Raw genomic sequence first — 22,007 nt, forward strand, 5'->3', positions numbered from 1 at the left:
GGAGTAAAACGCTGTTTAATCCCACATCTGTCTCACTAAAAATCAATAGCAGCACCCACCAAGAGAGCTGATACTTCCTCAACTAATTAGAGGGGAGCAATGCAAGTGAATCCGAGGATTATTGCAACTCCGCATCGAAATTTTAAACAAGAGGAAATCACTCGGCACATATGGCTGGGTGCTGTTATTGTTAACAGTAATTTATGGCAGTTGAAAGTGTTTCCGGAGGTGGAGGCAGAGCCTCTAGACAGGCATTACCAGGCACAGCCTGGTAAGTAGAAAAAGCAAAATTACTGAAAAATTGTCTCGTCTTCCTTTCGCCACGCCGGATCGACGATACAAATAAATATTAGCGGTTCTGTTCCGCAGTTGTAAATAAACTGTTTGGCGTTTGGCGGAATGTAAACTGCATCTCCGACTTGCACTAATTGAGTGTCATCGTCGATGTGCATATCCCCAACGCCACTGAGGATGTAGTAAACTTCAGAAGTGGTCAGGGAGTGCAGCGCGGAAGTTTGTCCCGGTGGCAAGGTGGCGTGGGCTAAACTGTAACGCAAATCCACAGCTTGTTTATCTGGATGCAGCAATTCTCGCAGTTGAGTACCGTCGCCAGCAATAAACTCGTCGCAACCGTTTAGCTTTTGAATTAGCATTCTTGATACACTCCTGAAAATCTATCGCTCACAACTTAAGTTTAATCTAAACAGCGAGAGATGTTAAGAAATATGTCAAGATGCGATCGACTTTTTAACCGTAAGTTCCCGAATGCGCTCGATAATCAGGACAGTCGATCGCATCTTCAGATAAAGCTATTCTAGGTTGAACGGGGCACTTGAGGTGGTAGTCGCCGGTGAAAAACACGCAGTTAGCACAAGGGATTTGGTGCATCCGCCCAGCTCTGTGCATTGACTCGCCGACAGCACGCCCGATACTCGAACACAGCAAAAAAACTAAACCCCAGGCGGACACAAAACACAGCGGCACTAAAACAGGCTGTATAGTCTTCAGCAAAAAGTAAAGCATAGCAACAAAATTTAGGGTAAAACTCTCATATACATTAGAGTAATGGAATTGGCGGGCGATCGACCAAAAAGTTTAAAATCATTTACAGTGCGATCGACAAACCGAGCAATTATGGGATGATAGAGAACCGTCGTTAAATAAAATTAGAGGAAACCAGTTATGTCACTGCGATTAGGCGATACAGTTCCCAACTTTACCCAAGCCTCGTCTGAAGGCGAAATCAACTTCTACGACTGGGCCGGCGATAGCTGGGTAGTGTTGTTTTCACACCCCAAAGACTATACTCCAGTGTGCACCACCGAACTCGGTGCAGTGGCCCGTCTCAAGTCTGAATTTGACAAGCGGGGCGTCAAAACCATAGCCCTCAGCGTCGATGATGTGGATTCTCACATGGGCTGGATCAAAGATATTGAGGAGACTCAAAAAGTTACTCTCAACTATCCAATTTTAGCAGATGGCGATCGTAAAGTCTCCGACATTTACGACATGATCCATCCCAACTCCCTCAACAACTTAACAATCCGCACCGTTTTTGTAATTGACCCACAAAAGAAACTGCGTTTAAGCATTACTTATCCAGCGAGCACCGGTCGGAATTTCAATGAAATTTTGCGAGTAATTGACTCCTTGCAACTTACGGACAAATACAGCGTTGCGACTCCGGTTGATTGGAAAGACGGCGACGACTGCGTAATCGTACCTTCGATTACCGACCCGAAAGAGTTGGCAGAGAAATTTCCTAAAGGCTACACGCCAGTTAAGCCTTATTTGCGGATGACTCCTCAACCGAATAAATAAGTTAAATTTACCGACTGGTTCGTAGTGAGGACTTTAGTCCTCAATCCTCTTTTTTGAGGACTGAAGTCCTCACTACGAACCCAAAAATTATCCGATTATCTGAACAATTGAGATTTGAGGAAACGCAAAATGCTGTCACCAACAATCGTGTTGCGAATACCGCCAAAATTGCAAATGACAGACGACGAGTTTTTCGAGTTCTGTCAAATCAATAGTGAATTACGCATCGAACGCAACAAATCGGGAGAATTGCTAATTATGCCGCCTACTGGTTCGGAAACGGGAAATCGCAGCGGTAGCGTTTTTGGAGAGTTGTATATTTGGGCCAGACAAGATGACACCGGTATTTGTTTTGACTCCAGTACGGGATTTAAACTTTCAATGGGTGACAAGTCTCCAGATGCCTCGTGGATTAAACTGGAACGGTGGAATGCTTTGTCAGCAGAACAAAAGCAAAAATTTGCCCCAATTTGCCCAGATTTTGTAGTAGAACTTAGGTCTGCTTCTGACAATCTCAAGCCACTACAAGAAAAGATGCAAGAATATATGAGAGAACCAGGAGTGCGGCTGGGCTGGCTGATAGACCGCAAAAATCGCAGAGTCTACATCTACCGCCCCGGTTTGACCGAGGAATGCTTGGACAATCCGGTGACAGTCAGTGGCGACCCAGTTTTGCCGGGATTTGTGTTGAATATGAGCAAAATTTGGTAAACTGCTAGCACGAAATATCAAAGTTATTGTCAGAATTATATAGTATAGAAACAATCAAAAAATATGGATATCAAAAACGGCTTTGTAGGCACTATCGGCAATACTCCCCTCATCCGCTTAAACAGCTTCAGCGATGAAACCGGCTGCGAAATTTTCGGCAAAGCAGAGTTTCTCAATCCCGGCGGTTCCGTCAAAGACCGGGCTGCTTTGTACATCATCAAAGATGCAGAAGAAAAAGGTTTGCTGAAACCGGGGGGAACTGTTGTTGAAGGAACTGCCGGTAATACTGGCATCGGTTTAGCACACATTTGCAACGCTAAAGGTTACAAATGTTTGATTGTGATTCCCGACACTCAATCTCAAGAAAAAATCGATGCTTTGAAAACCTTGGGCGCCGAAGTTCGGACTGTTCCCGCTGTTCCTTACAAAGACCCAAATAATTATGTCAAACTATCGGGAAGATTAGCAGCGGAAATGGAAAATGCGGTTTGGGCGAATCAGTTTGACAATTTAGCAAACCGCCGAGCTCATTTCGAGACAACTGGCCCGGAAATTTGGGAACAAACCGACGGGAAAATAGATGCTTGGGTGGCGGCGACGGGTACGGGTGGCACTTTCGCGGGTGTGACGATGTTTTTGAAATCAAAAAATTCCGCGATTAAAGCTGTTTTGGCTGACCCGATGGGTAGCGGACTTTACAGTTATTTCAAAACTGGGGAAATTAAGACTGAAGGTAGTTCGATTACTGAGGGAATTGGTACGAGTCGCATCACTGGAAATATGGAGAATGTCTCGGTAGATGATGCTATCCAAATTGATGATACTGTAGCTGTCCGCGTGGTTTACCAATTGCTGAGGAAAGAAGGGTTGTTTATGGGCGGTTCTGTGGGGATTAATGTGGGGGCGGCGGTGGCTTTGGCGAAGCAAATGGGGCCGGGACATACGATTGTGACGGTACTCTGCGATGGTGGAGCTCGGTATCAGTCCCGTTTGTTCGATCGCCAATGGTTAGCATCAAAAGGTTTATCATCGGATTAGCAGCCGCGTTGCACACGTGTATCGAAATGAGTCTGGCAGAGTGCAACAATCCCGAAAACGCTTTTAGCGCAGATCAGATTGTCAAAGTCACCAATCATATCAATTTCGTTAAGATTGGAATTATTCATTTCTCTGCTCGGACTCTGCGCCCTCTGCGCTCTCTGCGGTTAAATCATTCCGATGCAATTAGAAAAGATATCATCGGGAAATTATCTGCTTCTATCTCAAAACTATCTGCGGTTAGCCGACTCATCCCAGATTTATGTAGCGCGATCGCCAATGGTTAGCATCAAAAGGTTGATCATCAGATTAATATCATGATGTCTGGGATGGACTGGCTAGCTCGTCCAAAATCTCCATAGACTCTCTGAAAACTTGGCTATATATGACCGCACCTATTCCCATTGTACAAAAATAGCATACAAAAAGCAGAGTGTCAAGCAAAAAAAATGAAAATTATCGAATCTTCGAGGCGAGTTCTTGTTTGCCAAAACCGCACTTGTCGCAAGCAAAATGCAGCCAAGGTACTGACAGCTTTTGAGAAATTGTCCGGTGCAGAAGTTGAAGTTGTGGCTAGCAGTTGTTTGGGACAGTGCGGCAACGGGCCGATGGTGTTGGTACTACCAGAAGAGGTTTGGTATAGCGGTGTTTCTGCTGAAGAAGTTGCGGCAATTACCGATCGACATTTGCGGGGTGGAAAGCCGATAGAGGCGATGCTTTACCGTAAGTTTCACCGCCATTCTGTAGGGGCGGTACCCCCGAACCCGCCCGCCGATGTTTAAGCTTTTTTGCCGTGTACTTGAATGCGTTTGTCGGTTTTTTGTTTCTTCACCCAAGAGACAAATTTCTGGAGTTGAGGGTCATTTTTAAGCTTTTCTAGGGTGTTGAGCTCTTGGGCGAGGTGTTTGTTGTCGAAGAGAGAGTGAATCTGGCGGTGACAAGCGGAGCAAATGTCGATCGTCTGACTGGGATCTGCGTTTTTGCGCTTGGTGTTTTGTTTGGGGATCAGGTGGTGGGCGGTTAATGCTGCCATTTGTCGATCGCACAATTCACACTGCATAATTTTTTCAATGCTGTTTGATATCATTTCCGGTTACACCGTCAGGTGATGTTGACGGTTGACTCGAATTTATTATTCCGATGAAGAGAGGATTTGATCTGATAGGCAATTGCTTCTTTTAATTTAGCGTAGTTTAGGGCGATCGGCTTTCAGAAAGTGAGTAATATCAATTCCTCTCTTCATCGTGCTGTATTCATTTCTCTCTGTGTTCTCTGTGTTCTAGATCCGGTTAAATCACCTGACGATGCAACCGGAAACGCTCAAACTGTCGATCGCACTTCCCAAACAATAAAAAACCCCCAACCGGGGGTCTTAATTTTAGGTTGGACAGGCATCTTGCCTGCCAGCTAAGTATAAAAGCTTACGCTCAAAGCACGTACAGCAACACAAACAAAACAATCCAAATCACATCGACAAAGTGCCAATAAATCTCAGTCGCTTCAATGCCGAAGTGGTGTTCGCTAGAATAATGACCGGCCACGCGCGATCGCCAAACGACCCCAGCCATCAGCAGCACTCCAAACGTCACGTGCAAACCGTGAAAAGCAGTCAAAACGTAAAAGCAACTGGCGTACAAATTAGTCGTCAAGCCGAACTCTAAATGAGTGTATTCGTAAACTTGACCGAACAAGAAAACCGCGCCCATAGCGATAGTCACGAGCAACCAATTTCGCATACCCGCCGCATCATTCTTTTTGATTGCAGCATCCGCATTGTGAATCACAAAACTGCTAGCAATCAAAATTATCGTATTAATTCCCGGCAGCAATAACTCGCGATCGGGCGTACCTTCAGGCGGCCACATCGGGGCCATCGCCCGATAAATCAAATACGCGGCAAACATACCCATAAATATCATCCCTTCAGATCCCAAGAACACAAGTACGCCTAGCATTCTGTGGTCGGGATGTTCTTCGCCGTGGGCTTCTATTTCGGCGCTGTGGTGGTAATTTAGAGCCGTTTTTTCTGGATCGATCGCTGGAATTTGTTGCATAATAAATTGTTAGTTGAAGGAAAAAAAGAAGAAGGAAGAAGGAAGAAGGAAGAAGGAAGAGAACATTAGTGCCAACAATTGCCTGAAAATCTTTGTATCTCTAGTTTATAGTCCAGGCTCGATCCCCCTAAATCCCCCTTAAGAAGGGGGACTTTGAGAGAGTGGACGGTTCCTGCCTTCTAAAGGAAGCTTTGAGTTCTTCTTGTCCCCCCCTTAAGAAGGGGGGTTAGGGGGGCTCGAGAGCTTAATCGTCAGACAGCAGATCGTTACTATGTTTGACTTGTTTGTTGACATTAATGACTAATCACTAATGACTGATGACTAATGACTAATCACTAATCACTAATTGCCATCTTGACTTTCATCAGCAGGAGAATCAATGTTAATCTCTGATTCAGGCTCGACCAAAGTTGCAGTACCGCCAAAGAAAGTGGAAGCTTGAGCCTCTGCAACCGGAATACCGCGTTTCTGGGCGCTGGCGCTGGCGATCGCATTTTCCCTCAACTTCAGCCTGAGACGTTCGCCAGTGTTCTGAATTTTTTCCATGCCATAATCGTAAGGCCCAGTTGCCAATACTGGTATTCCTTCAAAATTTTCGATCGGCGGCGGCGAAGTTGTCATCCATTCCAAACTCAAAGCTTCCCAAGGATTGTCACCTGCTTTCGGGCCGTACCTCCAACTCCAAATCACGTTAACAATAAACGGGATTGTCGAGACTGCCAGCATATAAGCGCCGATCGTACAAATGACGTTAATGGTAGTAAATTTTGGGTCGTACATTGCTACCCGCCGAGGCATTCCTTGCAGGCCCAAAGCGTGCATCGGCAAGAAAGTTACAGTAAAGCCAATATACGTTAAAGCAAAGTGAACTCTGCCCCAAAATTCATTAAGCATCCGCCCCGTCATTTTGGGGAACCAGTGGTAAAAAGCAGCGTAAATTCCAAACACTGAGCCACCAAACAGCACGTAATGCAGGTGAGCGACGATAAAATAAGTATCGTGAACGTGAATGTCAAAAGGTACGGAAGCTACCATGATCCCGGTGATGCCGCCGAGGAGGAATGTTGAGATAAAACCCATCCCAAATAACATCGCGCTGACGAGTCGGAGTTTGCCGCCCCAAATAGTTGCCAACCAGCTAAATATTTTAATCCCAGTGGGCACGGCGATGATCATAGTGGTGATCATGAAAAACATCCGCAGCCAGCCGGGAGTCCCGCTGGTAAACATATGGTGCGCCCACACGATCAAGCCTAAAAAGCTGATTGCGAGACTGGAATAGGCGATCGCCAAATAACCAAAAATTGGCTTGCGCGAATGCACCGGCAAAACTTCTGAAATCACCCCAAAAAAGGGCATAATCATAATGTAAACTGCCGGGTGCGAATAAAACCAGAATAAATGCTGGTATACGATGGGGTCGCCGTTGCCTGTCGGGTTAAAAAATGCCGTTCCCGCTAACAAGTCAAACGACAGCAAAATCAAAGCTGCCGCTAAAACTGGAGTAGCAATTAAAGTCAGCGCTGAAGTCGCAATCATCGCCCAGCAAAACAAAGGCATTTCATTGAGACTCATGCTCGGAACCCGCATCGTGAAAATGGTAACGGCAAAATTCACCGCCCCCAAAATCGAAGAAGTTCCCAGAATCAAAACGCTGAGAATCCAGATTTCTTCCCCGGCTTGAGCAGTAACTAAGCTCAAAGGCGGATAGGAAGTCCAACCAGCCTGCGGAGCTCCCACCAAAAAACTGCTCAACAGCAATACGCCGCCTACTGGAATCAACCAAAAGGCAACGGCGTTCAGCTTGGGAAATGCCATGTCTTTTGCCCCAATCATTAAGGGGATCAAAAAGTTAGCAAATCCAGCGCCCGCGGGTACGATCCACAGAAAGATCATCACCGTAGCGTGAACGGTAAATAAACTGTTGTAGAGTTCGGGGGCGACAAAATCCGAGTCGGGGGTGGCGAGTTCGGTTCGCACTATCGTTGCCATCACCCCGCCGATGAGATAGAAGACAAAAGTTGTAACTAGGTATTGAATACCGATGACTTTGTGGTCGGTATTAAAAGTGAAGTAGTCTCGCCAATGTCTGTCGGCCGGGGCTGTGCCGCGAGCCTCAAGGTTGGCAGTTTCTTGGAACTGTGCTTGTGTCATAGTTATTAGTCATTAGTTATTAGTCATTAGTTATTAGCTTTGGAGCGAAGACCCAGTGCCAGGAACTAATGACTATTTTTAGTGATGAGTTGGGTGAAGTTGTTCTAGGGTTTCGGAATTAATTTTTATTTCTCTGACGTAGGGAGCTAAAAATTCTCCGTCTGACAATTCCCCGGGATTGACTGCAACTGCTTCCTCTAGGTTTTGAGTGCTAGCAATTTGCTGTTCTTTGAGCCAACCGTCGAAGTCTTCGGGCGTGTGAACGACTGCTACAGCTTTCATCGCTCCGTGATAAGCGCCGCACAATTCAGCGCAAACAATCCGGTATTCGCCGACTTTAGTTGCGGTAAATCTCAGTTCGCTCGGCCGCCCTGGAATTGCATCTTGTTTGAGGCGAAATTCCGGCAGCCAAAATGCGTGCAGCACGTCTTGGGCTGAGATATTTAGCTGCACGTCGCGGTTGACTGGCATATGCAGTTCGCCGGAACTAACGCCGCTTTCTGGATAGCTAAAAATCCAGGCGTACTGCAAACCCATGACATTTACAACTAAGTCTGGTGCTTTGGCTTCATTTTCTGGGGAAGCGCCGACACCTAGAGCAATCCGTTTATCTGACGGAATTTGTGGGGTGTTTTGACCCATGTCTGAGAGTGTGGCTGCGATCGCACTTCCCCGCATTTTAGATTGCGATTGCATGGTGCCGTGGTCGTGATTGCCCATCGGATCGAGGCCTCCCATTGAGTTGTAAATCTCAAAACTGTAGACTCCGATTCCTAAAATAATCACTGCTGGGGCGGCTGTCCAAAGAATTTCTAAGGGAAAGTTATCGTGCCACGGCGGCCCGTCTGTGTTGTCTCCTTTACGGCGGCGGTATTTAATTGCAGCAACGATCAGGATTCCATGAACCATGATAAATAGTCCTATGGAAATGGTCATCATTGTGTTGAAGAGTCCGTCTATCTTGGCTGCTTCATCAGAGGCGGCGATCGGCAGTAAACCGTGATTCTGCCCGTACCAGAGACTGATCAGAGTCACTCCGATGCCGGCGAGCATGGTGAGGATGGAACTTGGAATGTTCACGCTGGTACCTTCTAGTAACGACACTTCTTCGGTTGAACAATTAGGGAAGCGCCTCTGGGTTGTCAATTTTTAATTGTAATTGACATTTTGAGTGCCATCCCTATCTTAATGCTTACTTAAGGCTTGTACCATTTTCTATTTCTGATTTTTGAGATTTTCGATTGGGGATGACTCATGCTCTAAGGGTTTGGAGCTGAGTTAAAGTTGCATTTTTTGGGAAACTCGTATTAGTATGTTTGAGCGATCGCTGGTTCGGATTAATACGGTCTATCTCCCTTGACAAAAATCAAAAAAAATGGTAATCAATTGGTGTTTGTTGCTACTAAATTTGAGATTGTTTCTCAAACACCATCAAATGCTGTTGGGGCAACATATCTTTTGTCTCTTTCCATACTAAACCGACGGCAGCCATTTCTTTTTTTACCTGCTGCTGCGTCATTTTGTGCAAACCTTTAATGGGAATCATTGGGTTTTCGCCCCGATACTCGATCGATACCGTGCGCCCTCCCGGCTTGAGTGCTTTGACAATTCCTTGCATCATTTCTCTAGGATATGCGAATTCGTGATAAGCATCCACCATCACAACTAAATCGACGCTGTTTTCCGGCAAGTTCGGATTGTCGATACTGCCCAAGACAGGCTCAACGTTAGCAATATTTTTTTCTTGTTTGTTCAACTCAATAAAATTAATCATTTCCGGCTGCAGGTCAACCGCAAAAACCTTTCCTTCGGGAACTAAAGGAGCGATCCGAAAGCTAAAATATCCGGTGCCTGCTCCAATATCTGCTACAATGTCAGTTGGTTTTAAATCGAGATTGTTGACTAATCGAGCAGATTTTTCTTCCATGCCACGAGACGGTCTTTCCAGCCAACTAGCGCCTTCATATCCCATGACTCGGGCAATTTCTCTACCCATGTAAAATTTGCCTGTGCCGTCGGGATTGTGGACTGTTCGCTGCTGATAAATAATGTCACTTGGGGCGATGTTAGTTGCTGTGGCTGTTGTACAAGCGTTGAGGGGTAACAGTAAAATAATTGTCAGGATTATTACTGTTAATTGTTTGATGAATGGTGCGGTCTTTGTCACGATATTTTTGGGGTTTTATTTGAATGGCTTAAACTTTTGATTGATAAATTAACCGCAGACAAAAGGCAGATTAATACAGATACACGCGGATAATTTCAATATTTTTTGTGTATTTGGTAATGAATTTGAGCGACTCATAAATTTTGTTTGTATTGGGCTTTTAGGCGATGCTTGTAAAACATTGAAATTACACAAATTAATTGACGGCGGATTATGATAATTTGATTGTACCAGAATTTGCGTCGATTTCGACTTCTTTGCCGATCGGCAAAGTGAACTGTTCCCGAATGTGTCCCACCATTGAACCGTACCACGCGGGAATCTTCAAAGGGCGAATGTGGTCGGACAAGACTTGAGCTAAGGTGAGGGATTCTTGCGGTTTTTCGGCATCGCACTTGGTACACTGTCCGAAAATAAAACCGGATATGCGATCGAGAATGCCCGCTAATTTGAGCTGCGTCAACATTCGATCGATGCGATAAACTTCTTCTCCAACTTCTTCTACAAACAAAATACTCTTTTCCCACTCCGGCAAGTAAGCAGAACCTACCATTGCCGCGATTACTGATAAATTGCCTCCGATTAGTTTTCCCCTAGCTGTGCCGCGCCCGATTGTTTGAAATGGCACGCTTTGGGAGTTTTGCAGCGTCACGGGACCACCGTCAAACAAAACTTTTTTGAGGTAATTTACTGTAAATGGACTCCAACTAGAGACACCTAAAGGGCCGTGAAAAGTAACTATATTAGTTTTAGCATAAATCGCCAATAACAGCGCCGTAATATCGCTGAATCCGATAATTATTTTAGGATTGTTGCGGATAATATTGTAATCGAGGAGCGGCAAAATTCGGTTGCAGCCCCAGCCGCCCATCCCGGTAAAAATAGCTTGCACCTCGTCATCGGCAAAGGCGGTGTTGACATCGGCAGCGCGATCGGCATCCTTGCCTGCTAAATAGCCGTAGCGATCGTAAAAATGCTCTCCCAGTTTAACTTTTAAACCCAGGTTATCGAGAACTTTAAAAAATGGCTGGACTTCTTTTTCGTAGTTAAAAGCAGCAGGATTGATTAAGGCTACTGTATCGCCGATTTGCAGGCGGCGCGGCTCGATCGCACTTTTGGCAGATAGGTTGGTTTGGGCGATCCTCTTCAAAGGATTCGCCAACGGCAAAAGTAAAGTGCCAATAGCAGTCAGCCCAAAAGTTCCGATCGCATAGCGGCGGGGGAGATTCATATAGCAATCCTCGCATCAGTTGTACAAATATGTAGGGGTAGTGCCCCCGTACCTACCCCCACGGATGGGGGCAACTGCGGGGGGGAATTGCCCCTCAAATAAATTATACAATTCCTGACCGATCGCTATAGTTGTTACATCTTTTTTCAATAAAATGAGGTATAGGTTGAGATTGAATAATTTTAGATTGGGGGAGTGACGGATTGAGGAATTGTTAATTAATTGGTAAATAGTTTACTTGCTGGAAAAATAATCTATAGCGGTTCTCAGTTAGGTGTGAGGTATGCCCACCCAGGCCGGTTTGGCCGCTAGGGCCAGTTTGGCCGCTAGGGTACCTCATCTTTCACAAAGAAATGCCATAAATGATTTGTGATATAATTGTCTAGAAAAAATTCTGTCAGATCGGTTGAAAATTGCCAGTTTAACATGAAAACAGACACCAAAATCTCAGCTCAAAAATCTTGGGCTAAAGCTTTAGCCCATCCTGCTGCGGAGTTTCCGCTGACTCAGCTATCGGTTAAAAGCGGTAAAATTCCCGAAGGATTGCGCGGCACTCTCTACCGCAACGGGCCCGGACGTTTGGAACGAGGCGGCAAAACTGCGGGACACTGGTTTGACGGCGACGGTGCAATTTTGGCAGTACATTTTACCGATGTCGGTGCTGCTGCTGTTTATCGTTACGTACAAACTGCGGGATATCAAGCTGAAGAAAAAGCTAATAAATTTCTCTACACTAATTACGGAATGATAGCACCGGGGCCTGCGTGGTTGCGGTGGACTAAATCTGTTAAAAATGCCGCCAATACTTCAGTTTTAGCTTTGCCCGATCGCCTTTTGGCATTATGGGAAGGCGGCCCGCCTCACAGCCTTGATTTGCAAACTCTGGAAACTATTGGAATCGATAATTTAGGAAATTTACAAGGGGAATTTACTTATTCGGCTCACTACAAGCGCGACCCGCTTACAGGGAATATTTTTAACTTTGGAATTACTCCGCGTCCGATTCCTAAATTGAATATATATAAGAGCGATCGTACAGGCACAATCGTCCAAAAAGCTACTATTCCTTTAGAGGGAATTGCTTTGTTGCACGATTTTGTGTTAGCGGGAAAGTATCTGATATTTTTGATCCCGCCGGTGCGACTCAATCTGGTGCCAGTCTTAGCCGGAATCAGCTCTTACGGCGATTCGTTTGAGTGGAAACCGGAGTTGGGAACGCAGGTTTTGGTTTTTGATGCGGAAACTCTATCTTTAGTTAGTCGCAGCGAAGCCCAGCCTTGGTATCAGTGGCATTTTGCTAACGGTTTTGTCAAAAAAGATGGTTCTGTGGCGATAGATTTAGTCCGCTTTTGTGACTTTAGAAGCAATCAGCGATTGAAAGAAGTCGCAACAGGTGAAACTCGCACCGATGCGGAAGGTTCTCTGTGGCGGCTATGTTTAAATCCTGAAACTGCCGAGGTGATATCAGCCGAAGAATTGCTGGATAAACCTTGCGAATTTCCCAGCGTACCTGCTTCCGAAATAGGGCAAGAGTCGCGGTACATTTATCTGGCAATGTACCGTCCGGGATCGGATATTGTGGCGGAACGTTACGAGGCGATCGCCCGTTTGGACACGCAAACGGGCAATCTCACAATTGCCGACTGCGGGGAAAATCGCTATCCCACAGAACCAATCTACGTTCCAGATATTTCGTCAGACAAAGGTTGGATAATCACAGTTATTTACGATGGGAATTCTGATAAAAGCGAAGTCTGGATATTTGACAGTGAAGGGCTAGACAGCCCTCCTATTTGTCAGCTAGAATTGCCCGGTGTCATACCTTTGAGCTTTCACGGTACTTGGAAATCCGCCGTCTGAGAAGATGGTAAAGAAGTGTTGCGGAAGATTTATTAAAAATTGTTGCCGCTTCTCTGTCAAGTTGTTAAGCTGTGTGTAGAGATGAAAAACTCATATCTAGGAGGTATGTGATTGATGCTCTATATTACCCAACAATTCCCGGCGAATATAATTCGCGCCGGCAGAAACAAAGTGCGCGCGGACTAAAGAAACAGGGGAATTGAGCAAACCAAATTCGGTAAGATTTCTTACCTTGTTTTTTGCTATCAGGTTTGTCTGCATGAGTAAGGTATAGTAGCCAGATTTCTGGCAAATTTCTGACAAACCAAAAGTTTACAGGACTTATGCACAAACTCTATTTGTATGGTTCGCCCACAAGCACCTTACAGAAATACCACATCGAAGGATTTTTTGCGTAAGTCACGGTTTAGTTCAACTCACGCGCACGCTGGCGATTCAAAAGTTTTGAGTTAACTCCACAAAATTCATAACTCGCAACTTATAACTCCGTGCGCGGTGAGCACTTCAAATCCAGAGGGTTTTATCTATGCAACTTCAAGGAAAGACAGCTCTAGTTACAGGAGCTTCGCGCGGTATTGGGCGATCGATCGCCCTGGAATTAGCGCGACAAGGAATCAAACGCTTGGTGATAGTAGCGCGCAACCGTCGGCAATTAATTGAACTAGCAGAGGAAATCGATGTTTTTGGCACAGAAGTAGTGCCGCTAGCCTTGGATTTAACTCAGTCAGTAGCGGTGAATATTGCGATCGCCCAAGCTTGGCGAGATTGCGGCCCGATTCACCTCCTAGTCAACTGTGCGGGTGTCGCCCACCAAGCATCATTCTTGCGATCGCCACTCCCATTAATTCAGGAAGAAATTGCCTTAAATTTACTGGGAACCTACACAATTACCCGCTTAATAGCGAAGCGAATGGCGGCGCAAGAAGACGGAACAATCGTCAATGTTTCGAGCTTGATGGGCAAAATTGCCGCTCCCACAATGGCGACTTATTCTGCTACCAAATTTGCCATTTTGGGATTCACCCAAGCTTTACGCAGCGAATTAGCAGCCTACAATGTTCGAGTCACAGCTTTGCTCCCATCTCTCACAGATACCGACATGGTGCGAGACTTGGAACAATTCCGGTGGGTAGTGCCCACAACTCCCGAAAAAGTTGCCCTAGCGCTGGTAGCGGGATTGCACAAAGATGCGCGGGAAATCTTGGTAGGATATCAAAGTCATCTAGCAGTTTGGTGTCACCGAATTGCTCCTTGGTTGCTGGATTTTGTGTTGCGGATGGCTACTCCACAACTGAGAGATCGAGCGCGGGGCCGCAAATTGCGAGAGGTTTTAGCTAGCGGGCGATAAACTTTCGCGCTAATGTTTGTAGTGAGGAGTTTAGTTCTCTGATTTTTATGAGGACTAAAGTCCGAACGATCGAACCAACTTAATTGTCGCTATTTCATCCGGATAGCACGTATTATTTGACAGGGTTTTGCGCGATCGCCGTTTTTGTATTGCTAATAGCTTTGACAGCATAAGCATTGCCCGGACGTTCTTGCAAAGCTCTGTTAAAATTGATTAAAGCCGTTTGATATTCTCCCAGCTTGTATGCCTCATAGCCAAGTTGCATCGATTGTTTGAAGTCATATTTTCGAGTCGAAATAGTTACAGGAAATGCAGCGTCAACTGGAGATGGCGATTGACTTGATTCTGGGAAAGTACCGAAATCAGGAGGGATCGGAGATGCGGATGACATCGTACTCGCAGATATATTAACATCCGGCACAGGTGGAGTTGATGACAGGTTAGGTACAAAATTCTGGAGTCCGCCAAGTGCTGCTATCTGATATCCCACAAACGTTACCAGCCATCCAGAAAGCTGGATCAAAAAACTTTTTCTGATTTTTTGATTCGACCATTTTTTCAGGTAGAATACCAATCCTGCAAAGGGAACAACAAAGTACAGTACGCCCCAAATAAATTCCTCTCTGAAAGCCTGACCTAAGCCCCAGATATAACCAACATAAGTGACAAGAATACCGAGTACAAAAAATAAAACTCCGCTAATAATATAAGCCATTTTGCCTTTTTCCTCTGAATGTGGATTGTGAATTTGGCTAGCAAATAGTTGAAAAAAATAGTTAAACTCATTGGTTTTATACTAAATTCGGGTAACATACCCCTTGATAGTAAGTATGAAAGTAGGGTGCGTGGCCACGAGTAATTCTCGCGATGACCGAGATTAAACGAGCGACGCACCATACCCTGTAACATTGCTCTTGTAGGGGCAGCAAAGAGTGGCAGCCCCAATGCCTGAAATGACGACAAATCCTCGGTGAGGGGGCGGTAGGCACGGGGGCGGTACCCCTACAAAACTATGATTTTCGTGAGAATGAAACAGCCCTGCCCCGATCGCGGGGATAGCTAACCCGGATTTGGTTTTAGTTATTTTTTCCAGATATTGCTAACACCTGTTAATTGAAATTATTGAACAGAAGTAAGTTAAAGTCAATTCATAAAACCCATGACTTTTAGTTCATAAAAGTCATACAGCCTGAGTTCAATTATAAAATTTAAAATTGATTGAATCGTCCTCAAAGGTGATGCGGAGTCGGAGTGCGTAAGTGATGATTGTGATATATTGAGATTGTTTAGAGGTGTATCGAACCAAAAAATGGCAAATCAAAAACTATTCCTAAATTACAGAGGTAGCAAAAAACAAAAATCCTCTCTACTTCCAAATCCTCTGGTTGAATTTGCCTCGAATTGGCGGATAGCTTGGGGGAAAACAGAGGAAATCGAAGATAAGACAGCGTGGGGAGAAGGTCAAATTGCGATTATTTGCTCGAACCCAAATGTTCAGATAATTCTAAGTCCTTCACAAAAATTGGTGGTTGTTGGCGATGTTTGGCTGAACAATCGATTAGAATTGCTGGGTAAATTGGGAATTTATTCTAATAGTTGGCAGGGGTGCGATCGCCAATTAGTCGCTCAACTGTGGGAACGCTGGGACGTTGAATGTTTGCCGCTGCTGGCGGGGATGTTTGCGTTTGCGGTTTGGGACAGAGAAAGGCAAGTTTTGCGGGTGGCGCGCGATCGCACGGGGGCGCGAACTCTTTACTATACTAATGTTGGCGCGACTCGCTGGATTAGTCCTCAACTGCGGGCGATCGCACCGTACCATTCAAGGGCGATCGACCTCGTAGCGCTGCGAGATTACCTCTGCTGTTCGTTTGTTCCGGGCGATCGTACCCTCTGGCAGCAAGTCCGAGAACTGCGCCCAGGAGCCGTTTTAAGCTTCCCTGATGAGACAATTTCGGCATACTGGGAACTCCGAGAACAAGTTGTCGAAACCGAACAATCTTTAGAATGGCACGGCGCGAGATTGCGCTGTGTTTTAGATGAAGTTGTCCGAGAATATTTGCCAGCAAATCAACCTGTGTGTTGAAGCTAGGGGTTTGTTGCTGTAGAAAAAAGCTGCGATCGCTCCTTATTTCAACCAATCTTTGATAGGTCAATTGTTAGACTATCAAGGAGATACTTGGAGGCGTTACGGCGTTAAGCTGTGGCTGCTGAAAAGTTTAGAAAATTGGCTGCAAGGTAATAAGTAATATCAAATATAGTCCGGCAGGGAATCAATTCCCTGCCTCAAAGCTAAAGTCCTCTTAAGAGGACTGGAGAAATCATTAGACATCTCCAAAAAAGCCAGTATGGAACAGGCAATATGCCTGTTCCACAATATTTTTTGGAGATGTCTATTAGTCCTCTTTTAGAGGACTTTAGCTATTAGACAGGGAATTGATTCCCTGGGGGGCTGACGGGTAAGCGGGAGGACTAGCGGAACTAACAGCTTTGACACTAATCGGCACTGCCTTGTCCTTTCCCATAGCCCCACAAACCTCAACCAAAACTGTCAACAACATAAAGAGAACTATCCGTACCGCCTAGCAGAATCAAACTGCTATCATCACTTCCTAAATCTCGACTACCGGCAATTCCTCGATGCAAAATCTGAATGAGTTTTTGAGGACTAAACGATTCCAACTCTACTAGCAACTCTGGCGGCAAGTTCAATTCCTGCAAAATTTGTTGGAATTCTGCGGAATCAAGTTCAGCTTTACTGACGTTAGAAAGGCGTTTTGCTTCAGCTACTATTTGTGTTAGTTGAGTTTTACTCAGTGGATTTTCCCTAGGTTAAGACACGGTAGGATTTTTTGTGAATATTTTGCCATGCGGTTTACTAACATTAGTTAATTAACATCTTAAAACAGGCAGAACTTCAAGTCAATTCATAAATTTGATAATTTTGAGTTCAGAAAAGTCATAATTAATAGTTGGTGCTGTTGATTTTTGTTCGGGAGTTCCCCAACCAACAAATTGCTAAAATGACCGAGTAGTGCGATCGAACTTTTTGCTAATGAACAACAGCGTAATTGACCCCCCTCCCGTAAAAACCCACTGGGATTGCCCCGAGTGCGGCGGTACCGGTACCGTCAGCGGAGAAACTTGCCCCGAATGTCTCGGAGCAAAATACATAGATATCGATGCAATAACGAACTGGATGCTCGATTTTATGGAATCTCGCGGCTGCGATCGAGCTGAACTAGACCAATTGCGAACCGAAAACCCCGACCCGCTGACATTAACATTTTGCCTCGAACTTTGTATCGCCCTTAAATAAATAACGATATCAACTCTGCTGAATTGCTTGTACATCATTGATATCGTTTCCGGTTGCATCGGAATGATTTAACCGCAGAGAACACAGAGGACACAGAGAGAGAGAATAGAGATATGAATACAGGACGATGCTACCGGATTTGATATGACGGGCATCGGGCATCGGGCATCGGCACGGTCGGAAAAAACGCACTCTACAAGTTGATTTAACTGAAACGAAATAATCCCCAATTCCCAATTCCCAATTCCCAATTCCCAATTCCCTAGATTCAGTGTCCCTTAACCGGATGTTGCCCGTAAAAAGGCAAAGCATCCGACCAATCAGGGCGACTTCCTTTTTTCCACTCCAAATAACCCAATTCCAAAACACCAGAAACCGACGCACCCAACTCGCTACCAACTTCAATTAACTGATAGGAATTTTCCCAATTATCCAACTTTTCCTGCCAAGATTCCGGTGTGATTACGGTATCAGGAAACAACTCAGTTATACCAGAATTACTGTTAACTGCATAAACCGCCCCAAACAATTGACCCCGCTGTGCAGGCATTTGCAGCGCCATATCATCTCTCAAAAGCCCCTCCTTGCTAAGGGGTAATTCCTCACTCAAAAGCCCCCCCGAAGCTCGGGGGGGTTGGGGGGGTTCTAATTCCAAAAGCCCCTTAGCAAGGGGGGATTCCGCCCAAGCAATCGCCGCCAAAGTTGAAATCGCAAAAACCGGAATATCCAACTGTTGAGCCAAAGTCCGCGCTGTCACCATACCCATCCGAGTTCCCGTGAAACCTCCGGGCCCTTTTGCTACAGCAATAAAAGCCAAATCCGCCCAAGTTTGCGGCTGAATAAACTCGACTAAATACTGGTGCAAATGAGTTGCTAAATCTCGATCCAAATTCCAAGTTTGGCAGCGAGAATCCCCGGCAAAATTGCTGATGGCTAAACCGAGTTCGCGACTAGCTGTGTGCAGGGCTAAACCGTATTTTTTAACTGATGTTCCGTCAGGGGGATTGCTATTCACGATTACTGATAATTTTCCTTAACAAAAAACAGCGGCAAAGCGACAACTAAGCAACCTAAAAGAACGCCAAATATTCCCGTATTTAATATTCTTGAATTACCCATGCCTCCAGCAATTAAAAATAGCACGACTAAACTGGCAAATAAATTTTTATTCGCAAATTCTTTCTTTTGGGAAACTTGATACTTGACCGCCATAAAACCGGATGCAACTATGAGCGCGAACCCAGAATTAAAAATTACTATTTGAGAGCCAAAGATAAACCAAACTAAAGCAAACATTAGCGAATCGATCCAGAAATCGGCATTTCTCAACTTCGGAAGCCAAAATTCTTGGGTAGCAACTGGGGCGATTTTCTTGATTAATTGATTGTGTTGCAGCAGCACAATTTTGTTTCTCAGTTTAATTTTGGGATCGATTTGCAATACTTGCTTCCATTCGGGAACGCGAGAATTGTTGACTCTTCCCAACAGCTTAACTGCTGCGACTTTATTTAATTGCAAACTGGTGAGTCTGGTGGCAATTATTTGAGATAAGTGCGGATAGTAAACGGGGTTGTCTTCGGTTCTGTTGATGACGATATTTAGCTTTTGTTTGGCTTGACTGAGTTGGATTGTAACATTGTACGGGGCGATCGCCTCTTGCAAAGCTTGCTGAATTTCGGCTTGCTCTTTGCGAGTGAAAAGCGACAAGCCGGGCGCAGGTGTAAGTACCCGTTCTGCGGGCGTTTCCGGCGCGTCTAACACAGGCGCAGCCTCTAAATATACAGGTTTGGGGTTCAAGTGCCGGAGCACTGCTGATGCTGAGCTGTAGCGCCTGTTGGTGGCACTTTGGAGCATGGTGTCGAGGATGCGGCCGAAATCGTCACTAACAGCACTCTTCAAATAATTTCGCCAAGCCCAAGAATCCTCTGTGCTGTCGAACAAATCGAAGGGAGGAATTTCAGTCAGCAAGTGAATGCAAGTAACGCCCAAACTGTAAATATCGCTGGCAAAAACAGCTTTTCCCATTAATTGTTCTGGGGCTGTATAAGCAGCGCTGCCGATAATTGTACCAGTTTGCGGCAAGCCTGTTGCTGTTACTTTTTTGGCTGCACCAAAGTCTACTAAAACAATATCTTTTTGGAAAGGAGAGGGTTGATAGGAATTTTCTAACGCTGGTAAAGGAGTTGGAGATAGGCGACGGCGAATGATATTTTCTGGTTTGATATCGCGGTGAATGACTTTGGATTTGTGGACGTAGTGGAGCACTGGCAATAAATCGTTGAGAATTTGCCGAATTTGAGTTTCGGTGAATGCTCCTTTTTGTTCTAATTCTCTGGCTAGGTTTTTGCCGTCTATAAATTCTTGTACTAAATACTGTCTGCCGTCTTGTTCAAAATGTGCGATTAATTCTGGTATTTGGGGATGTTTTCCTAATGTTTGTAGCTGGGCTGCTTCTTGGTGAAATAGTTGAGCGGCTTTGGCTGCTGCGGTATTTTGCGGCAAAAATTGCTTGATTACGCACTGCGAAAAAGTCAGGGGTTTGGTTTCATCTACTGCTAGAAATGTTCTGCCAAAGCCTCCTTGTCCGATCGCCTTTACGGTGCGGTAGCGAGATGCTGATGGCGAGTTTTCGTTAGTTAACAACAATTTTGAGCCACAACTTTGGCACAATTCTGCATCACCGAGGTTTTGCGGATTCTGACAAGTTGGGTTTAAGCAATAGCTCATTTGATTTTAGATTTTAGATTTTAGATTTTAGATTTGTAATTGTTGACTAATGACTGTTGACTGTTAATCGTTATTGGTTATTGGTTATTGGTTAATCGTTCTTAGTTATTATTAGTTGATTGTTAACTGTTGTTATTGGTTAGTTGGCAAATAACAACTAACCAATAACAACTAACCAATAACAACTAACCAATAACAACTAACCAATAACAACTAACCAATAACAACTAACCAATAACAACTGCCTTAAGTCGGTACGAGTTCGCCGGGCCGCAACGCAGCCCATTTGCCGGTTTCTTGCTTGAAACTTTCACAGCCGACTACATCCCATTCCATTTCTATTTCATTTTGACGGGGGCGGATGTTGACGTTGATGGTGGGTTCTACGGGGTCGAAATCGGGTGTTTCGGTGAGGTGAAGCTGTTCGTGCTGGGTTTCTACGGCGTGGTAGGTGAAGCAGCGGTCTACATAGTGGCAGTTAATACAAATACACATTCTTGATATCCTCTGTGCATTTCAAAAAGATTGGTGAATTTTGAGCTTTCTGTTAATCTAGCGTAGCAAGAGTTTAATTGTTTGTAAGGAAAGTAGATTTTTGTTGCGATGCCGATTAATTTGCCACCTGCGTTATCTCCTGAGACTTGGCCTTTTGCTTTGGAACTGCTGACACCGCCTGTTTATTTGGTGGGCGGTGCGGTGCGGGATGCGCTGCTGGGACGCCGATCGCCATATTTTGATTTGGATTTCGTTATGCTAGCACGGGCGGTGAAGACTGCTCGAAAAATTGCCGATCGCACAAAAGCTGGATTTGTCTTGTTGGATGCGGAACGACAGATTGCGCGGGTGGTGTTTGCGGGCGGTACGGCGGATTTTGCACAAGCGGAAGGGGGGACTCTGGAGGGGGATTTGCTGCGCCGGGATTTTCGGATTAATGCGATCGCCTGCAATCCTTTTACTGGAGAAATTATCGATCCTTTAGACGGTCAAACTGATTTGCGGTTGGGTTTGCTGCGGATGATTTCGCGATCGAATTTAGCAGACGATCCGCTGAGGTTATTAAGAGCTTACCGCCAAGCGGCGCAGTTGGGTTTTGCGATCGAACCTGCAACTCAATCTGCGATTCGCGAATTAGCGCCGTTGTTGAGTCGGGTAGCGGTGGAACGGGTGCGGACGGAATTGGGTTATTTGTTGAGCAATAATCGCGGTGTTCCTTGGATTTGTCGCGGTTGCGAAGATGGTTTGTTTTCGATTTGGTTTGAAAGTGCGATCGACCGTTTCGATATCTTGACAAAAATTGACTTGTGTGCGGCAGATTTGGCAACAATTTATCCAGAGTTGGGGAAGGAATTCGGGCGATCGATTCGAGATACAATTAAAACGCCTTTGTTAGCGGTTGGGAAGTTGGCTATTTTGGCAAATTCTGAGCCGACAATCGCTGAAACAGAGTTGCTGCGGTTGAAGTACAGCAATGCAGAGATTAAAAGTGCGATCGGGCTTTTGAAATACTTGCCCAAATTGCAAGCAACACCAATTTCCGAAATGTCCTTGCGAGAACAGTATTTTTTGTTTCGAGATATGGG

At 45.2% G+C, this 22,007-nt stretch carries 22 protein-coding genes; 9 read left to right on the forward strand and 13 right to left on the reverse strand.

Annotation, left to right across the window (positions count from 1 at the left end):
- Window positions 1-290 precede the first annotated feature (290 nt).
- On the reverse strand, window positions 291-653 hold the full coding sequence (locus IQ270_RS09405) for a cupin domain-containing protein (protein ID WP_193972957.1): 363 nt from the start codon (window positions 651-653) through the stop codon (window positions 291-293).
- 94 nt (window positions 654-747) lie between these two features.
- A complete protein-coding gene (locus IQ270_RS09410) occupies window positions 748-1,023 on the reverse strand; it encodes a hypothetical protein (protein ID WP_193972958.1) in 276 nt (91 codons plus the stop codon).
- A gap of 159 nt (window positions 1,024-1,182) precedes the next feature.
- Between IQ270_RS09410 and IQ270_RS09415 the strand changes: the two genes are divergently transcribed.
- The 4 genes from IQ270_RS09415 to IQ270_RS09430 all read left to right on the forward strand — a co-directional run bounded on the left by IQ270_RS09415 (window position 1,183) and on the right by IQ270_RS09430 (window position 4,352).
- The gene (locus tag IQ270_RS09415; protein ID WP_193972959.1) at window positions 1,183-1,821 is read left to right on the forward strand and encodes a peroxiredoxin; all 639 of its coding nucleotides are present in this window, start codon (window positions 1,183-1,185) and stop codon (window positions 1,819-1,821) included.
- Window positions 1,822-1,950: 129 nt separating this feature from the next.
- Entirely contained in the window at window positions 1,951-2,532 is a 582-nt protein-coding gene (locus IQ270_RS09420) for a Uma2 family endonuclease (RefSeq protein ID WP_193972960.1), read from the forward strand.
- 63 nt (window positions 2,533-2,595) lie between these two features.
- Window positions 2,596-3,570 (forward strand): cysteine synthase A, encoded by a 975-nt coding sequence (locus tag IQ270_RS09425; RefSeq protein ID WP_193972961.1) that lies wholly within the window; start codon window positions 2,596-2,598, stop codon window positions 3,568-3,570.
- Between the two features lie 449 nt (window positions 3,571-4,019).
- On the forward strand, window positions 4,020-4,352 hold the full coding sequence (locus IQ270_RS09430) for a ferredoxin (RefSeq protein ID WP_193972962.1): 333 nt from the start codon (window positions 4,020-4,022) through the stop codon (window positions 4,350-4,352).
- Here the strand turns inward: IQ270_RS09430 and IQ270_RS09435 are convergent.
- From IQ270_RS09435 to IQ270_RS09460, 6 genes are all read right to left on the reverse strand, one after another.
- Window positions 4,349-4,630 carry an HNH endonuclease gene (locus tag IQ270_RS09435; protein ID WP_193972963.1) on the reverse strand — a complete coding sequence of 94 codons (282 nt, stop codon included), beginning with the start codon at window positions 4,628-4,630 and terminating at the stop codon, window positions 4,349-4,351. The genes IQ270_RS09430 and IQ270_RS09435 overlap by 4 nt on opposite strands.
- A 367-nt stretch (window positions 4,631-4,997) precedes the next feature.
- Window positions 4,998-5,624 carry a heme-copper oxidase subunit III gene (locus IQ270_RS09440; protein WP_193972964.1) on the reverse strand — a complete coding sequence of 209 codons (627 nt, stop codon included), beginning with the start codon at window positions 5,622-5,624 and terminating at the stop codon, window positions 4,998-5,000.
- Between the two features lie 342 nt (window positions 5,625-5,966).
- A complete protein-coding gene (ctaD, locus tag IQ270_RS09445; RefSeq protein ID WP_193972965.1) occupies window positions 5,967-7,778 on the reverse strand; it encodes a cytochrome c oxidase subunit I in 1,812 nt (603 codons plus the stop codon).
- 78 nt (window positions 7,779-7,856) lie between these two features.
- On the reverse strand, window positions 7,857-8,858 hold the full coding sequence (locus IQ270_RS09450) for a cytochrome c oxidase subunit II (protein ID WP_193972966.1): 1,002 nt from the start codon (window positions 8,856-8,858) through the stop codon (window positions 7,857-7,859).
- A gap of 322 nt (window positions 8,859-9,180) precedes the next feature.
- Window positions 9,181-9,945: a class I SAM-dependent methyltransferase gene (locus tag IQ270_RS09455; RefSeq protein WP_339384406.1), complete on the reverse strand. Its 765-nt coding sequence runs from the start codon at window positions 9,943-9,945 to the stop codon at window positions 9,181-9,183.
- Window positions 9,946-10,156: 211 nt separating this feature from the next.
- Window positions 10,157-11,176: an LD-carboxypeptidase gene (locus IQ270_RS09460; protein ID WP_193972967.1), complete on the reverse strand. Its 1,020-nt coding sequence runs from the start codon at window positions 11,174-11,176 to the stop codon at window positions 10,157-10,159.
- Window positions 11,177-11,602: 426 nt separating this feature from the next.
- On the opposite strand from IQ270_RS09460, the gene IQ270_RS09465 reads away from it, so the two are divergent.
- Entirely contained in the window at window positions 11,603-13,036 is a 1,434-nt protein-coding gene (locus tag IQ270_RS09465) for a carotenoid oxygenase family protein (RefSeq protein ID WP_193972968.1), read from the forward strand.
- Between the two features lie 526 nt (window positions 13,037-13,562).
- Window positions 13,563-14,384, forward strand: a complete 822-nt coding sequence (locus IQ270_RS09470) for an SDR family oxidoreductase (protein ID WP_193972969.1) — start codon at window positions 13,563-13,565, stop codon at window positions 14,382-14,384.
- Window positions 14,385-14,496: 112 nt separating this feature from the next.
- Here the strand turns inward: IQ270_RS09470 and IQ270_RS09475 are convergent, their stop codons facing one another.
- On the reverse strand, window positions 14,497-15,099 hold the full coding sequence (locus IQ270_RS09475; protein ID WP_193972970.1) for a tetratricopeptide repeat protein: 603 nt from the start codon (window positions 15,097-15,099) through the stop codon (window positions 14,497-14,499).
- Window positions 15,100-15,693: 594 nt separating this feature from the next.
- On the opposite strand from IQ270_RS09475, the gene IQ270_RS09480 reads away from it, so the two are divergent.
- Complete coding sequence (locus IQ270_RS09480) at window positions 15,694-16,467, forward strand: hypothetical protein (RefSeq protein ID WP_193972971.1); 774 nt, start codon at window positions 15,694-15,696, stop codon at window positions 16,465-16,467.
- A 452-nt stretch (window positions 16,468-16,919) separates the two neighbouring features.
- Here the strand turns inward: IQ270_RS09480 and IQ270_RS09485 are convergent, their stop codons facing one another.
- Window positions 16,920-17,102, reverse strand: coding sequence for a hypothetical protein (locus IQ270_RS09485; protein ID WP_193972972.1), 183 nt, complete (start codon window positions 17,100-17,102; stop codon window positions 16,920-16,922).
- Between the two features lie 334 nt (window positions 17,103-17,436).
- Here IQ270_RS09485 and IQ270_RS09490 point away from each other — a divergent pair, with 334 nt between their 5' ends.
- Entirely contained in the window at window positions 17,437-17,700 is a 264-nt protein-coding gene (locus IQ270_RS09490) for a hypothetical protein (protein ID WP_193972973.1), read from the forward strand.
- Window positions 17,701-17,968: 268 nt separating this feature from the next.
- On the opposite strand, the gene tsaB is transcribed toward IQ270_RS09490, so the two are convergent.
- The 3 genes from tsaB to IQ270_RS09505 form a co-directional block, all read right to left on the reverse strand.
- Window positions 17,969-18,715: a tRNA (adenosine(37)-N6)-threonylcarbamoyltransferase complex dimerization subunit type 1 TsaB gene (gene tsaB / locus IQ270_RS09495; RefSeq protein ID WP_193972974.1), complete on the reverse strand. Its 747-nt coding sequence runs from the start codon at window positions 18,713-18,715 to the stop codon at window positions 17,969-17,971.
- A gap of 2 nt (window positions 18,716-18,717) precedes the next feature.
- Window positions 18,718-20,427 carry a serine/threonine-protein kinase gene (locus tag IQ270_RS09500; RefSeq protein ID WP_193972975.1) on the reverse strand — a complete coding sequence of 570 codons (1,710 nt, stop codon included), beginning with the start codon at window positions 20,425-20,427 and terminating at the stop codon, window positions 18,718-18,720.
- Window positions 20,428-20,673: 246 nt separating this feature from the next.
- Entirely contained in the window at window positions 20,674-20,922 is a 249-nt protein-coding gene (locus IQ270_RS09505; protein WP_193972976.1) for a Ycf34 family protein, read from the reverse strand.
- A 108-nt stretch (window positions 20,923-21,030) separates the two neighbouring features.
- On the opposite strand from IQ270_RS09505, the gene IQ270_RS09510 reads away from it, so the two are divergent.
- The coding region (locus IQ270_RS09510; protein ID WP_193972977.1) for a CCA tRNA nucleotidyltransferase at window positions 21,031-22,007 on the forward strand (977 nt) is incomplete at its 3' end.

This window comes from Microcoleus sp. LEGE 07076 (genome assembly GCF_015207455.1).
In the GTDB taxonomy this organism is placed as follows: Bacteria; Cyanobacteriota; Cyanobacteriia; order Cyanobacteriales; family Microcoleaceae; genus Microcoleus.

Bases quoted from the DNA above. Each gene is read 5' to 3' on its own strand.
- ctaD (WP_193972965.1), bottom strand. From the start codon at position 7,778: ATGACACAAGCACAGTTCCAAGAAACTGCCAACCTTGAGGCTCGCGGC.
- IQ270_RS09405 (WP_193972957.1), bottom strand. From the start codon at position 653: ATGCTAATTCAAAAGCTAAACGGTTGCGACGAGTTTATTGCTGGCGAC.
- IQ270_RS09470 (WP_193972969.1), top strand. From the start codon at position 13,563: ATGCAACTTCAAGGAAAGACAGCTCTAGTTACAGGAGCTTCGCGCGGT.
- IQ270_RS09415 (WP_193972959.1), top strand. From the start codon at position 1,183: ATGTCACTGCGATTAGGCGATACAGTTCCCAACTTTACCCAAGCCTCG.
- IQ270_RS09420 (WP_193972960.1), top strand. From the start codon at position 1,951: ATGCTGTCACCAACAATCGTGTTGCGAATACCGCCAAAATTGCAAATG.
- IQ270_RS09460 (WP_193972967.1), bottom strand. From the start codon at position 11,176: ATGAATCTCCCCCGCCGCTATGCGATCGGAACTTTTGGGCTGACTGCT.
- IQ270_RS09505 (WP_193972976.1), bottom strand. From the start codon at position 20,922: ATGTGTATTTGTATTAACTGCCACTATGTAGACCGCTGCTTCACCTAC.
- IQ270_RS09490 (WP_193972973.1), top strand. From the start codon at position 17,437: ATGAACAACAGCGTAATTGACCCCCCTCCCGTAAAAACCCACTGGGAT.
- IQ270_RS09500 (WP_193972975.1), bottom strand. From the start codon at position 20,427: ATGAGCTATTGCTTAAACCCAACTTGTCAGAATCCGCAAAACCTCGGT.
- IQ270_RS09425 (WP_193972961.1), top strand. From the start codon at position 2,596: ATGGATATCAAAAACGGCTTTGTAGGCACTATCGGCAATACTCCCCTC.
- IQ270_RS09430 (WP_193972962.1), top strand. From the start codon at position 4,020: ATGAAAATTATCGAATCTTCGAGGCGAGTTCTTGTTTGCCAAAACCGC.
- IQ270_RS09475 (WP_193972970.1), bottom strand. From the start codon at position 15,099: ATGGCTTATATTATTAGCGGAGTTTTATTTTTTGTACTCGGTATTCTT.
- IQ270_RS09440 (WP_193972964.1), bottom strand. From the start codon at position 5,624: ATGCAACAAATTCCAGCGATCGATCCAGAAAAAACGGCTCTAAATTAC.
- IQ270_RS09465 (WP_193972968.1), top strand. From the start codon at position 11,603: ATGAAAACAGACACCAAAATCTCAGCTCAAAAATCTTGGGCTAAAGCT.
- IQ270_RS09410 (WP_193972958.1), bottom strand. From the start codon at position 1,023: ATGCTTTACTTTTTGCTGAAGACTATACAGCCTGTTTTAGTGCCGCTG.
- IQ270_RS09435 (WP_193972963.1), bottom strand. From the start codon at position 4,630: ATGCAGTGTGAATTGTGCGATCGACAAATGGCAGCATTAACCGCCCAC.
- IQ270_RS09480 (WP_193972971.1), top strand. From the start codon at position 15,694: ATGGCAAATCAAAAACTATTCCTAAATTACAGAGGTAGCAAAAAACAA.